The sequence below is a fragment of the Thomasclavelia cocleata genome (assembly GCF_900102365.1).
Classification (GTDB): domain Bacteria; phylum Bacillota_I; class Bacilli_A; order Erysipelotrichales; family Coprobacillaceae; genus Thomasclavelia; species Thomasclavelia cocleata.
The window spans coordinates 24,742-39,080 of record NZ_FOIN01000015.1 but is presented as its reverse complement, the minus strand read 5'-3'; the positions used below and the strand labels follow the sequence as shown (position 1 = coordinate 39,080).

At 27.1% G+C, this 14,339-nt stretch carries 15 protein-coding genes; 9 read left to right on the top strand and 6 right to left on the bottom strand.

Translation table 11 applies throughout. The annotated features are described in order from the left end of the window. Positions 1-93 precede the first annotated feature (93 nt). Together BMW96_RS07145 and BMW96_RS07140 are read left to right on the top strand one after the other, a co-directional pair. Complete coding sequence (locus BMW96_RS07145; protein ID WP_092353939.1) at positions 94-1,038, top strand: DUF262 domain-containing protein; 945 nt, start codon at positions 94-96, stop codon at positions 1,036-1,038. A 5-nt stretch (positions 1,039-1,043) separates the two neighbouring features. Beyond that, complete coding sequence (locus tag BMW96_RS07140; RefSeq protein WP_092353937.1) at positions 1,044-1,910, top strand: hypothetical protein; 867 nt, start codon at positions 1,044-1,046, stop codon at positions 1,908-1,910. 56 nt (positions 1,911-1,966) lie between these two features. Here BMW96_RS07140 and BMW96_RS07135 read toward each other — a convergent pair whose 3' ends face one another. From BMW96_RS07135 to BMW96_RS07120, 4 genes are all read right to left on the bottom strand, one after another. Continuing rightward, a complete protein-coding gene (locus BMW96_RS07135; protein WP_092353935.1) occupies positions 1,967-3,250 on the bottom strand; it encodes a relaxase/mobilization nuclease domain-containing protein in 1,284 nt (427 codons plus the stop codon). After that, positions 3,222-3,560: a plasmid mobilization protein gene (locus BMW96_RS07130; RefSeq protein WP_054322581.1), complete on the bottom strand. Its 339-nt coding sequence runs from the start codon at positions 3,558-3,560 to the stop codon at positions 3,222-3,224. Before BMW96_RS07130 ends, BMW96_RS07135 begins: the two co-directional genes overlap by 29 nt. Before the next feature lie 246 nt (positions 3,561-3,806). Next, on the bottom strand, positions 3,807-4,133 hold the full coding sequence (locus BMW96_RS07125; protein ID WP_157796069.1) for a helix-turn-helix domain-containing protein: 327 nt from the start codon (positions 4,131-4,133) through the stop codon (positions 3,807-3,809). Next, positions 4,126-4,362, bottom strand: coding sequence for a helix-turn-helix domain-containing protein (locus BMW96_RS07120; RefSeq protein WP_092353978.1), 237 nt, complete (start codon positions 4,360-4,362; stop codon positions 4,126-4,128). The genes BMW96_RS07125 and BMW96_RS07120 overlap by 8 nt, the downstream gene beginning before the upstream one ends. A 464-nt stretch (positions 4,363-4,826) precedes the next feature. Here BMW96_RS07120 and BMW96_RS07115 point away from each other — a divergent pair, with 464 nt between their 5' ends. From BMW96_RS07115 to BMW96_RS14330, 5 genes are all read left to right on the top strand, one after another. Next, on the top strand, positions 4,827-5,897 hold the full coding sequence (locus BMW96_RS07115) for a PDDEXK nuclease domain-containing protein (RefSeq protein ID WP_092353931.1): 1,071 nt from the start codon (positions 4,827-4,829) through the stop codon (positions 5,895-5,897). 68 nt (positions 5,898-5,965) lie between these two features. Further along, the gene (locus BMW96_RS07110) at positions 5,966-6,217 is read left to right on the top strand and encodes a tyrosine-type recombinase/integrase (RefSeq protein WP_272481905.1); all 252 of its coding nucleotides are present in this window, start codon (positions 5,966-5,968) and stop codon (positions 6,215-6,217) included. A gap of 60 nt (positions 6,218-6,277) precedes the next feature. After that, on the top strand, positions 6,278-6,946 hold the full coding sequence (locus BMW96_RS07105) for a tyrosine-type recombinase/integrase (RefSeq protein WP_092353927.1): 669 nt from the start codon (positions 6,278-6,280) through the stop codon (positions 6,944-6,946). Between the two features lie 454 nt (positions 6,947-7,400). Continuing rightward, entirely contained in the window at positions 7,401-7,562 is a 162-nt protein-coding gene (locus BMW96_RS14335; RefSeq protein WP_218139416.1) for an AAA family ATPase, read from the top strand. A gap of 586 nt (positions 7,563-8,148) precedes the next feature. Then, on the top strand, positions 8,149-8,463 hold the full coding sequence (locus BMW96_RS14330) for an ATP-binding protein (RefSeq protein WP_211283622.1): 315 nt from the start codon (positions 8,149-8,151) through the stop codon (positions 8,461-8,463). Positions 8,464-8,850: 387 nt separating this feature from the next. Here BMW96_RS14330 and BMW96_RS07095 read toward each other — a convergent pair whose 3' ends face one another. Together BMW96_RS07095 and BMW96_RS07090 are read right to left on the bottom strand one after the other, a co-directional pair. Beyond that, positions 8,851-9,804, bottom strand: a complete 954-nt coding sequence (locus BMW96_RS07095; protein ID WP_092353925.1) for a Gfo/Idh/MocA family protein — start codon at positions 9,802-9,804, stop codon at positions 8,851-8,853. Between the two features lie 432 nt (positions 9,805-10,236). Continuing rightward, positions 10,237-11,157, bottom strand: coding sequence for a PD-(D/E)XK nuclease family transposase (locus tag BMW96_RS07090; protein WP_092353923.1), 921 nt, complete (start codon positions 11,155-11,157; stop codon positions 10,237-10,239). 207 nt (positions 11,158-11,364) lie between these two features. Here BMW96_RS07090 and BMW96_RS07085 point away from each other — a divergent pair, with 207 nt between their 5' ends. Together BMW96_RS07085 and BMW96_RS07080 are read left to right on the top strand one after the other, a co-directional pair. Continuing rightward, positions 11,365-12,918: an ABC-F family ATP-binding cassette domain-containing protein gene (locus tag BMW96_RS07085; protein WP_092353921.1), complete on the top strand. Its 1,554-nt coding sequence runs from the start codon at positions 11,365-11,367 to the stop codon at positions 12,916-12,918. 105 nt (positions 12,919-13,023) lie between these two features. Next, positions 13,024-14,112, top strand: a complete 1,089-nt coding sequence (locus BMW96_RS07080; protein ID WP_092353918.1) for a glycosyltransferase — start codon at positions 13,024-13,026, stop codon at positions 14,110-14,112. Positions 14,113-14,339: the final 227 nt, after the last annotated feature.

The window sequence follows — 14,339 nt, the reverse complement described above, 5'->3', positions numbered from 1 at the left end:
GGAGAATTAATTGATATGTATGAAAATCATGAAATAAAAAAGCCAGATATGCAAAGAGAATTTGTGTGAAATTCTTTAAGGTGTTCTAGATTAATTGAATCTATTTTATTAGGTCTACCAATACCACCATTATTTATGCTAGAAGTAGGTAATAGCGAATATGAATTAGTAGATGGATACCAGAGATTGACTACATTAGTGAATTATGTGAAAGGGTATCCATGGTCAGGGAAAAAAGATGGGAAACGTTTATCACCAGCAAAATTGTCAAAAAAAGTTTCAAAAGAGATTGCGGGTAAAAGTTTTAATGATCTTGATCCTGAATATCAGCGTATCATTAAAAGAAGTACAATACCTTTAATAGAATTCAAACAATTAGAACCCGATAATTACAATTCAAAATATCTGATATTTGAACGTATAAATACAGGGTCAGAAAAATTAAATCCAATGCAAATTAGAAAATCATTGGCATATGGTAAATTTATGTCCTCTTTATACAAATTTGCAGATAAAAATAATAAATTCACTGATTTGTTTTCCTCACAAAGTATAAAAAAAGATATACATGTTGAAGCGTTTTTAAGAGTTTATGTAATGAAGCAAATTTTTAATAAGGAGTTTGAATTAAAGGAATCTGGAATTATAAATATACTTAATCAATTTTGTGAAGAAAACAGAGATTCTGAAATTACTGAGGACTACTTTGAAAAATTTGAAAATGCAATTGAATTGATTTATAAAATATTTGAATCAAAAAATGAAATATGTAGAAGGGTAGAAGGAAATGAGGAAGTAGGATTTCAATTTACAGGTAATTTGAATATTTCAATATTGGAAGCCATGGTAGGATTGATAATTGAAAATTTAGATTCAATTAATGAACTAGAAAAAATAAAATTTAGGTATAAAAAAGTAATGAGTGATACGATTAGAAAAGCAATTGAAGGAATAGAATCCAATCCATTTAGTGTAAGTACAGGAACAATTCAGGCTATTGAGTTGCGTTTTGAAATTTGTAAAAAGATTCTATGGTAAGTTAAATGCAAATATATGATTTAGATTTTGAAACGAGATTTAGTCAATTAAAGAATCAAATTGATTATTTAAATAATATAAACGAAAGCATGTCTGAAAAAAGAGAAAAATATAGATTATTTGCTCAAGAAAATAGCATAGATTTTATATCACTTGAAACATGTTGTAGAATGTTTGAAAGAACTGTTTTAATTGATGCATATACTTTATCAGAACAATTAGTGAAAAGTTTATATTATGAATTAATAGAAAAAGATAGACATGAAAACGACTGTTTGAATAAATTTATTAATAGTAAAGTAAATAGTGATAAATTTTCACCAAATGTGAAATATAATGAGATTGAAAAGCGATTAAAGCAAGATTTATTAAGTGATTTCAAATTTATATATTCAAAGAGTAGTGATGAAATTCAATCGTATAATTCAATGGTTGATGCCCGACATAAATACGCACATTCAGGCTCATACTTATTTAATAATAATCAATTTAATGACGTGGTTGCTGTAATCGACTATTTATATATGGAATTTATCATATTAATCAAAAATAAAGCGGATTTTCGTATTGCTTTTCAAGAGGCTTTTCGTAAATTGAAAGAATTAGTTGTAGAAGTTGAGAAAAAGATTGTGCTATTTTGTAATGATAATTGCCCTGAAAGAAAGAATGAACTTAAAAACTCTTTAAAAACACTAAGAGATCACACTACTTTTATTGTAGAAAAATATGATCAATATTTGCGAAAAAGTATTCTATTAGAGAATTTTTATAATGGAATTAAATCATTTAAAGATATTGATTTGAGGAGTATACATAGAAGCATTGAAATTTTTGACTTGGCAAAAAGTAATGTTAAAATATGTGTGTTTTAATAAGTGAAACTGCTATCATAAATGATGATGTTCGATATGTATCCACCAAGCATGGATTACCTAGTATAGTCTTTGCTTGGTTTTTCTTTTTGTTGAACAAGAATACTTGTTCTATTGATAATGGCGTCACATGTTTTTATATCATGTCTTAATGATTTAATAAGTGGTGTAAGTGATTTGGCTTCCTCTTGGTATTGTTGTTTTAGTGATAAATCTTTGCATCTTCTAGTCTTGTTTCTAATTAATCGTTTCTTGTTCTCTAGTTCTTGTATCTTTGAATATTGCTTTTCTTTGTAATCTTTTACTTGCTCTAAAGTGGTGAAATTACTTGTTAGGATAAACTTTGTATGTTCGCAAATCATGTCTAGATACTTCACATCTTGCTTCATTTCCTTTGTGAGTTTTACTGGATGTTTCTTTGGTATGACACCAAATTTATATAAATAACTTAGATAGTATTTTTGTAATCTTGTAAGTTCGTTGTTTTTAACATTAAATAGTAACCAGAATGGTAGAATATCAAATTTATGCTTATCAAAATAGTTTTGTTGTTGATAATCTTGGATAGGATGTGAAATAATTCGTTGTTTAATTGTCTCAATATCATAATTATCTCCAAGATTTTTTAAACGAACTGGTCGTTTTGCGTTGATATGTTTTAATGATATATCGGTATTTTTAAACGTAATTTCATATCCTTCATTTTCTAATGTTCGATAGAATTCAGTAAGTGTAACACTATTTTGAATGGCTATATCAATATCATTTTTAATTATTGAACGTAGTGATTTGTTGTGATGATATTGTTTATGTGTAATTGATTTTGAATAAGAATGTTCTTCAATAACAGATAAATGATATTTTCTACATAGTTCATCAGATACATCTTTTAAATGATTCATATCTGCTTTGGTATTACAATAACGTTTTCCATCTACAAAAGAAGTTGCATTAATAACAAAGTGATTGTGTAAATGAGGTTTATCTGTATGTGTTGCGACAACAACTTCAAATCGATCTCCCCATACTTTTTGAGCAAGTTCTATTCCAATTTGATGACACAATTCAATAGATAATTCATTAGGTAAAAAGGATTGTATTGCATGAAAACACACTATCTCTTTATCATCATGAAATACTTTCTTGGTTGCAATCAAGGAATGATGTGGATTATCATCAAAACAATTGATACAAGTAACAAGTTCTTGTTTGTTGGTTTTCTGATTATTAGAAACATAATTATTGTTGTTGTTTAATGGATTTGTTTTGTTTGTATCAACAACATAATCAATTACCTGATCATATCTTTTTCTAACTGTTAATGTTTTCGTTACTGCCATATAAAATAATCTTATTTAATTCACTTACTTTTGTTTTAAATTCTTGTATCACTTTTAATAAATCATCTTCATGAATGTTATTTGTTGCATGTACTTGCTTAACTAATTGATTTAAATTATTTCCTATACGATTAAATTCATTGATGAAATAACGATAATCAATAGGTGGTGGAACAATAAAATCAGTTTTATTTAATGTTTCTCTAATATATTTTTCTCTTGATAACTTTAATACTTCTGCATTAAAATTAATAGTTTCTAATTCGTCATCACTGACATGAATGACAATTCGATTGTTTCTTCTTCTCAAAATTTCATCTCCTTTGGGTTTTAGGGATATTCCCTAAATGTGTATTTGGTGTATCAAATACGTTGCTTGCTAAAACAGTAAGACATCTCATGTAATGCTTTTATTTTTTTATGTTCCTGTCGGGTGGTAATACTTCTTTATATATTTATTCTTCTTGTTTATTACTATATATATATTTGGTAATGAATAATAAAGGATGTGGTAATCATTGATGAGGTATATTGTAATCTATGACTATGGCTATCATCATTGATTACCATTATAAATAAGTTTATGATCTTGAATAAATATCATTCGTTTCGGCGCACCATAACCACTTTCTGACTTTTGATGCTTGATTTTGATATATCCTAATGATTTGAGTTTGTTAATGCTTTTTTGAATTGTGCTAGCAGATACATGAAGATCATCAGCAAGATATCGATCACTTGCATAACAAACATGTTCATCATTTCTAGTTAAAGAATAAATCTTAGAAAAAACTTCTCTATTCGTTGGTGTTAATTCTTTATCGTGAATCAAAGCCATAAAATTCATAAGAAATGGTTTGTTGCATTCATAATCACTATTCATGGTTTCCATTAACCGCAAGATAACTTTGTCTAGCATTTTCAGCATTACTTACATTATAACCTGCATAATCATGTTGGAAGTCTTTGATAGTTTCTTGTGAAAACATATAGTTTCTACCTGTTTTAATGGCTTTTAAAATTCCTACTTGTCTTAGTATAGATACTTGTGTTCGATGAATGTTTAATAAACTTGCTACATCATCTTGCGTCAGCATTTTTAACTCGTTCAAAATAATCATCGCTTGTTTCTAAAAATAATTCATTAATACTTTTATGATAGTAATCAGATAGTATTTTCATTGTTTCCAATCTTGGTGTGCGATAACCACCTACATACTTGTTCAATTTTTAATCCATATCCTTGTCTAACACTCTTTAAACGATTTAATTTCTTGTTCATTTTGTCCTCCTTTCTTACAAATTGTTAAACTAATCATTATATATAACAATTTGCAACTATAACTATATGATAATAACAAATTGTAAAATATTAATAGCTATTTTTACAAATAATAATATTTTTGATATAACGAATATATAATGGTTACATAACGAAATAAAAGGAATTAATGTTTCTATAATCAAAAAAAATCTCACAAGAGCCGTTTCTAATTAAATTTGACTTAAAAATTATGGTATAATTAAATACGAAATCAAATGTTAAATAGTAGAAAATGAAAGGAGCATAAAATAGATGAATGATAATTTAATAAGTGCAAAAGGATTGATTGAATTTAATGAATCAGATGATATTGTTTCTGATTTAAAGAATATTATTGATTTATCTCAAAAACAAGCGTATCAAGCAATTAATACGGCTTTAGTTTATCGAAACTGGTTGATAGGATATAGAATAGCTGAAGAAGAACTAAAAGGTGAAGATCGTGCTGAATATGGGATAACACTTATCAGAAAATTATCAAAAGAACTTACAAATGAGTATGGTAAAGGATACACAAAAACAAATCTTTATAGTTTTTATTCTTTTTATAAAATGTATCCAAACATTTTCCACTCACTGAGTGGAAAATCTGCTCCATTGCTTAGTTGGACACATTATCGGACTCTAATACAAGTAAAAGATGATAAAGCACGTAATTGGTATGAAAAAGAAGCTATCGAACAAACTTGGAGTGTTAGAACCTTGCAACGCAATATTTCATCACAATATTATTATCGTTTACTAAAATCCCAAGTAAAAGAACCAGTAATTGAAGAAATGAAACAACTTACAGGTAATAGTAAATATGATAAGTTAGAGTTTATTAAAAATCCTGTGATTGCAGAATTCTTATCTTTATCAACTGATACTTCATTTACTGAAACACAACTTGAATCAAGTATTATTAGTAATCTTCAAAAATTCTTAATGGAACTTGGTAAAGGATATGCCTTTGTTGCTAGACAACAACATATTCATACTGAGAAACAGGATTACTTTATTGATTTGGTTTTCTATAACTACTATTTAAAATGTTTTGTACTAATTGATTTGAAAACTGAAAAAGTAACACATCAAGATGTAGGACAAATGGATATGTATGTTCGTATGTATGATGAATTAAAACGTACAGAAGGAGATAACCCTACAATTGGTATTATTTTATGTTCAGAAACAGATGAAGATATTGCTCGTTATTCTGTTTTAAAAGGAAATGAGCAGTTATTTGCAAGTAAATATAAACTATACTTACCTACTGATGAAGAATTAAGAGCTGAAATTGAAGCACAAAAGACAATATTTAAATTACAACATGATGAATAAGTAAAAACGACTAATTAAGAAATAAATACTTGGTTAGTCATTATTTGTATATATCACAACAAAATATAATGGTTTTTAAAAATATATTGAATGAAGTTTATTATGAATACATGGAATATGAAGGCAAACAAGTGCGTGGATATAATACGATTGTTTATTATGAAAATACAATGAAGAATTATATTGAAAACTCCATTGGTAGAATGAAGATTCGCTTTATCAAGTATAAACAATTACAGGATTATTTTAATGAGTTAGAGAAGAATAAATCACATACAACTGCAGTGAATGCAAAGAAAGTGATTTTCGCAACACTTTAGTATGCTTTACGTTGTCAGTATATTTATGATAATCCTTTAATTAATGTGAAGCTTATTCCAGTGAATGATGAAAGCAAAGAAAAAGAGGAAAAGAAGAAAACAATTACGGATGAAGAGTTTATAAATCTTGTTAATGGTGTTCTTTCAAAAAGTAAGTATAGTCGTAAAGGATTTGAGTTCAATAATAAAGCGTATGTTGTTGCGATGTATATTTCTCATTATTGTGGATTACATATTGGAGAAGCATTTGCTTTAGAAAAGAGTGATTTTGACTTTGTAAATGAAACGATTAAAATTGGTCGAGAACTTGTTTACGGAGGATTAAGAAGAAAAAACTACTATACGAAAGACAAGTTAAAAAGTGAAACTTCTAAAGCGACTATTGTTTTTCCAAAACTATTACAAGAAGTATTGAAGCAGTGGTTTGAAGTCAATCCTCATGAAATAGTTATTTGCCAAGAAGATGGTTGGTATATGAGTCCTTCTTCATTTAATGCAAGAGTATCTAAAGTATCTCATGAATTAGGTTTTCATTTTCATTATTATATGCTTCGTCATACGTTTGTGACAACACTTGTGAAAAATGGTGTAAGTGACGTTGTTACAATGAAGATGATGCGTCATTCACAAATTTCCACCACTATGCAAATCTATACACACCCTGATTTAGAAGATCAAAGAAAAGCAATCCAAAAAGCTTTCTATAAAACCCAAAAATTTGACACATGAAAAAGTGTGGTCAAAATGAAAAAATCAAACTTTCGTCACGATACATAAATTCAAAAAAATACGATAAATAAAGGGGAATTTTAATGTCGACTCAATCAAAATAAACTGCAAGAATTTCTCACATATGAAAAATAAATAAATTTAAATTTGATATAGCCCTCATTATGACATGGGATAAACATGGAATAATGAGTTTTTTTGTGAAAGTTGTCAATAATAAGAGAGTTGCTGAATTATAATATAATGAAATGTGTATTAAGAATAGTATAGAAAATAAACGATTTAATACATATTATATAATTTATCAATACTAAAATTTAAAAATAATAAGTATCAGTATTGATAATATATTATTTTTTTATCGTAATAGAATTAATGATAAACATGAAATTATACAAAAGGGAAAAACATCTGAGAAGTAAGAGCACTTTAGGGTGAAAATGATATCATTAAAGTGATGACTAGTATACATGGTTGTGGAAAATCATCTTTGATGTTATCCATTATTGATGAGATTTTAGATAATGGAGTTGACAAAGAGAATATAATTTATATTGATTTAGATAAAAGGAAATACAAGAGAATTAAAGAGGCTGTTCAATTAGAAAAATCATAAAGGCATAAAATATTTTTTTATTGATGAAATACAAAATGTAATATAATTTGAGGAAGTTTTAAATGGGATTATTCAATTTTTATTACAGGTTCTAACTAATATTTACTAAGTGGTGAATTAATGACAAAATTTATGGGTCATTATTTAGAACCTGGAATATTTACATTAAGTTATGAAGGATATGTGAATATGAAAAAAATATTATGGAAAAGAAATAAATTCAAACCCGATTGAAGTATATATTGATGAAATTAGAGATAAAAGAACAAAGGCTGTAGAGGAAATATTTGAAAAGGATATTTGTTAAAGAGTTAAAGTAAAAGAACATGATGTATTTGAAGTGGTTAAAAATTTTGTGATCAATAATTCCGCTTTACCGATTAGTATAAATAGAATTGTAAAATCTTAAAAAATGGTATATCTATAACAAAAACAACTGTTAAAAATATATTAAGGCACTTTTAGATGTAAAGATTATTTATATGATATGAAATCAAAAAAAGAAATACAAGGAGAAAAAATATTATCTAACTGATTTAAGTTTTTACTATGCTTTAAATACTAATAATCAAATGAATTATGGATTATGCCTGAAAATATCGTTTTTATTTATGTAAAAAGACTTGATTGTTCTATCGGTGTTGGAAGAATTGGAAAGCTAGAATGTGATTTCATTTTGTTTAGTAGAGATATGAATTACTCATATGTTCAAGTTGTTTATACTATTGGATTAGGTAAGGAAACTGAGAACAGGGAATATAAACCTTTAGAACGAATTAAAGATAATTATCAAAAATATGTTATAATGACTAATTATTTTTTGCAAAGAAGAAATGGTATATATCATGTCAATATTATTGATTTTATGAATAAAAAGATTTATTTTAAAGTTATTTGTTAAAAAGAATAACAGTCAATAATATAATAAGTATAAAAATATCTAAATGATATTTTCTATTCAAGGGCATTTCTCCGTTTCTTGTGATGGAGGCTTTAATAAGTGGTTTTACAAAATTGATTGATACTAGAATTGATTTTTTATTGAAATAAATTATTATTATAGTATTTTTTATTGGACAGAAAGTATATATCTTTTTTTGCTTTTTTAGGGGTTTAGTTAAACTGATAATTATATTGTATCATGGCCCCATGAATAATGCTCATTAAAATTCTAAGAAAATTAGTTAGTCATATTCAGTTTAAAGAAAATTATCTTTTTTTATTATGAAGTAGAAGATAAGTATTTGAAATGGTGCTAAGTAAAGAATAAGAGGTACAATAGTACCTCTTATTGCCATTTTTGTTGTAACTGATTGACTAATTCAATTGTTTCAAATGTTTTTTCTTTATTCATAATGGGACTTTCGATCAGATTGTTTTTTAAACAATTATGAACATGCTCAATTTCATATACAAATTCACTTTGATAAGAAAAATCAAAATGTTGATAATCACCATTATAAAGATATAAATCTAATTGATTTGATTTCCAATAGTATGGAACAACAATATAACCTAGTTCACCATAAAATACAGCTTCATTTATTAAGTTTACATTCATCGCAATAGTTGATGAAACTAAAATAGAATTGTTTACTTTTAATTGGAAACTACAAATTTCATCTGTACCTGTTGGACTCTTTATACAACTGCCATCAATTTGAAGATGAGGCTGATTGAATAAAAATTGTAGATATTCAATCGTATAGGTTGCACTAGCATTAAGGGTTCCACCACCTAAAGATAAATTGTACATCCAATGATCGTAATCATATTGTCCTGGAAATCCTGCTTTAAATTCTATATATTTCAATTCACCAATTATTTTATCATCAATTAATTGCTTAACTTTATTAGTTGATGGTAAAAAAACTGCTTTTTGTGCCTCCATTAAAAAACAATTATTATTTTTTGCTAAATCAAATAATTCTTTAGCATCCTGAATTGATAAAGTAAAAGGTTTTTCAACAATGACATGTTTATGATGTTTTAAAGCGTTTTTACAATCACGATAGTGATATCCATTAACAGTAGGGATATAAATAATATCAATATCATTATCTTTATATAATTCTTCATAGCTACCATAATAATTATTAATATCTAATCTTTTAGCAGCCTTTTTGGCGTTATCTAAAGTCCTTGAAGCTAGAGCTTGAACATGACCATCTTTGCTTTCTCTTATTCCTGCAACAAAACGATCAATAATTGATGCAGTACTTAATATACCATATTTAAACATAACGAACCTCCTAATGATATTATAAATGTTTTTATATAAAAGAACAAAGGTTTTACAGTTAAATACTAAAACTTAATTAGAGCAATTATATAAAAATAATTAAATAGGCGAAGTCTAGATGATCTCATCTTGGCTATTTTTTTGATACACACGACTTTCTATTTCTAAATGCGTTTTTGTTGAAAGTTTAGTCTTGGTTCTCATTGTTTTTTTATGAAGTAAGTCAATTGTTTTATATCACATTATAAAAATTAAAAATATATATCAAGTATAAAAAGATTAGTATTGAGATAAAATTGCTTCAAATATAGTACATATCCATATTTTAAAACTAAAATATAGTTATAGAAAAAAGAAAGCGAAGTGGTAATTTTACATTTCTTTCATCACTTTCTTATCAATAATAAATTTGCTTAATTCTAATAACATTTACTATTCACTTATCTTTTCTATTAACTGTTTAAACATTTGATACTCTTCTTCTTTAAAAATTATTTTGTCAATTGTTTTTAACTGCTTAATATTCAGTGATAATACCCATTCTTCTTCTCTTATCCCATATCTTGCTTCAATTAGATCAACAGTTCTTTTTAATTCGCCTTCAATCCTTCCTTCAGCTTTTCCTTTTTCATATATTTCCTGTTTTTCTGATTTATTTGCTGCCCTGTTTAAATCTCTTTTATAATACATATCTCTTAACTCTGCTTCTTCATTAAACTTTTCTAACTTCTTTTTCATGATATTTATCACTCCCTGGTCTGTTAAACCAATTATATCATTATCTATTCCGTTTTTGAATATATACAGTGCCACTTCTATCCCTGTCATCCTTTTTAGTCCTTTCTGTTTCCTGATAATATTTATATATGGCAGTTGGACATAGCTTCTGGTTGTAAGATTATACTTTTCTACCATTCCTTCATCGTTGATACTTCTGTATGTATCAATAAGTTTCAGATTATCCTTATCAATATCATCAATAAAGATGATCTGATATACTGGATGTGCTGTTTCTGTATAATCCTTTCCCTTTTCTTTTTGTGATGCAAGTAAAGTAGCGCCATACTGCTGGAAACGGTAGTAATGGCTCTTGGAAAAGGTAGAGTTCTGCATTTCAATATCAATGATATCACCATTAGTAGTCTTTACCTTAATATCAAGAACCATATCTTTATCATTTACATATTTAGGGTTAAGATCAGGATTAAGGACAGTGATTTGATGACATTTAATATTAAGGATATTTTCGATAAAGAGTTTTAGCATAAAGATACAGTCAGGATCTAAGTCATCATATAATAAATACTTGAATAGAACATCATTTTTAAAATCATTACAAAATTGTTTTGACATAGAAAATACCTCCTAATACTATATACAAAAGAATTATTCAGATTACTTTGTTTATTAAATAAAAACATAATGGATTCCTTTATTAATTGTTATTTTTTCATATATTTTAAAACTCAAATGAATAGACTCGACAGTAAAGAATTTTAATGTATAATAATATACAAGATTAAAGAAGATTAGTTTCTTCTTTTTATTGTGAGGTAGAAGATGAGTATATTAAATGTAGAAAATGTTAGTCATGATTTTGGGGGACGAACAATTTTAGAAAATGCAAGTTTTAGATTGTTGAATGGGGAGCATATTGGTCTTGTTGGAGCAAATGGTGAAGGGAAATCAACCTTTTTAAATATTATTACAGGGAAACTTGCTCCAGATTCAGGTAAAATTGAGTGGTGTAAAAGAATTACAACTGGGTACTTAGATCAACATACAGTATTAAAGCCAGGACAAACTATTTATGAAGTATTGCAAGATGCGTTTAAATATTACTATGATTTAGAACAAGAAATGTTATCAATGTATGAGCAAATGGCTGATTGTGATGATAAGACAATAAATAAATTAATGGAAGAAGTTGGTGAAATTCAAGAGATTTTAGATCATGGTGGTTTTTATACGATTGATGTTAAGATAAAAGAAGTGGCAGGAGGATTAGGATTAAATGATATTGGTTTGGATAAACCTGTAGATGCTTTATCTGGAGGACAACGTTCTAAAGTTTTATTAACTAAGTTATTGTTAGAGAATCCAATGATTTTAATTCTTGATGAGCCAACGAATTATTTAGATGAAAATCATATTAGTTGGTTAATAAGTTTTTTACAGAATTATGAGAATGCATTTATTTTAGTTAGTCATGATGTAAGTTTTTTGAATAAGGTTATTAATGTTATTTATCATTTAGAAGATGGTATATTAACTCGTTATAAAGGTGATTATGATTATTATTTGCAACAAGTAGAATTAAAAAAACGTCAGCAAGTAGCTGATTATCAAAAACAACAAAAAGAAATTGCGGATTTAGAAGATTTTATTGCTCGAAATAAAGCTCGTGTAGCTACTAGAAATATGGCTAGTTCTAGGCAAAAGAAATTAGATAAAATGAATTTGATTTCAAAACCGAAAGAAAAAGTTAAACCCGTTTTTTCTTTTCTTGAAGCTAGAACCCCAGGAAAAGTATTGTTTGAGTGCAAAGATTTAGTGATTGGTTATGATACTCCATTAACTAAACCAATGAATCTTGTTTTTGAAAGAAATAAAAAGATTGCAATCAAAGGTGTTAATGGTTTAGGGAAAACTACTCTACTTAAAACTTTAATTGGAATGCAAAAAGCATATGGTGGTAAAGTAGAAAAAGATCCATTTGTAGAAATAGGTTTTTTTGAACAAGAAGAGGTAGCTTCGTCTAAAAAAGCACTAGATTATTTATGGGAAGAGTTTCCAGATCGAAATAATGGTGAAATAAGAGCGATGTTAGCAAAATGTGGTTTAACTACTGATCATATTGAATCTTTGATGAAAGTATTATCAGGTGGTGAAAATGCTAAAGTAAGATTATGCAAAATTATGAATCGTGAAGCAAATGTTTTAGTTCTTGATGAACCAACTAATCATTTAGATGTTGATGCTAAAGAATCTTTACAAAGTGCTTTAAAAAATTATAAAGGAAGTGTTATTCTAGTTAGTCATGAACCAGATTTTTATTTACCAATTGTTGATGAAGTAATTAATCTAGAAGATTGTTCTACTAAAATCGTATAATAAAAGATGTTCTTTAATTAGAACATCTTTTATTATTAATATTGTTTAAGGTTATTTGGAATTCACATTTTGTTATAAATAGCATATATTATATTGGTGAAATATATGATAACAATTAGTTTATGTATGATTGTAAAAGATGAAGAAGATGTATTAGAGCGAGCGTTAAAATCAGTTGAAGGTATAGCTGATGAAATAATTATTGTAGATACAGGATCAACTGATCAGACTAAAAAAATAGCTTTGAAGTATACTGATAAGGTATATGATTTTGTATGGTGTGATGATTTTGCAAAAGCCCGTAATTATTCTTTTTCAAAGGCTACAATGGATTATTGTATGTGGCTAGATGCAGATGATATTATTAGTGAAGAAAATCGAGAGGATTTGATTAATTTAAAGAAAACTTTATCTAATGACACTTCTGTTGTTATGTTAAAGTATAATGCTGAATTTGATCATAACAACAAACCAACTTTTACTTATTATCGTGAAAGATTATTAAGAAGAAAAGATAATTTTAAATGGGAGGGATTTATTCATGAAGTAATAAGTCCAAGAGGTAAGATTCTTTATAGTGATATTGCAATAACTCATAGTAAAATAAAAAGTAGTGATGCAAATCGTAATTTAAGAATATTTAGAGAAAAGTTAAATCAAGGTATAGTTTTCACACCTAGAGAAATTTTTTATTATGCTCGAGAGTTGTTTTATCATCAGTTATATCATGAAGCAATAGCTGAATTTAAAAGATTTTTAAATACAAAAAGAGGTTGGGTAGAAAATAATATTTCAGCATGTCAATTTTTAGGATATTGTTATCATAACATAGGGGATATGCAAGAAGCTATATCCTGGTTATTAAAAAGTCTATGTTATGATCTTCCACGTGCTGAAGTATGTTGTGATTTAGGTAAATACTTTTTTGAATTAAAACAATATGAACAATCAATTTATTGGAGTGCAGTAGCTTTATCTTGTGAGCGAGATGATACATCAGGAGCATTTGTATCACCAGATTGTTACAACTATATACCATATATGCAATTATGTTTATGTTATGATAAATTGAGTAATTATGAAACAGCTGAACACTATAATGAATTGGCTGGAAAGTGTAAACCAAATGATCATGCTTATTTACACAATAAACTATATTTTAATAGGATTAGTAAAAACTCTTTAGGAAACTAAAGAGTTTTTACTTTTTTGAGATTAATGCCTTAGTAACTATTATGGAAAGTACATATATTAATATTAGATAAAGGAGGTGAAAAAATGAGATATTGTAATTATAATGGATGTATATGTTGTCCTTATTGTCGTTGTAAAGCCCCGATTATTATAAGATGTCCAAAGGGGCCAACAGGGGCAACAGGAAGTACAGGAGCTGATGGAGCAACAGGACCGACAGGAGCAAC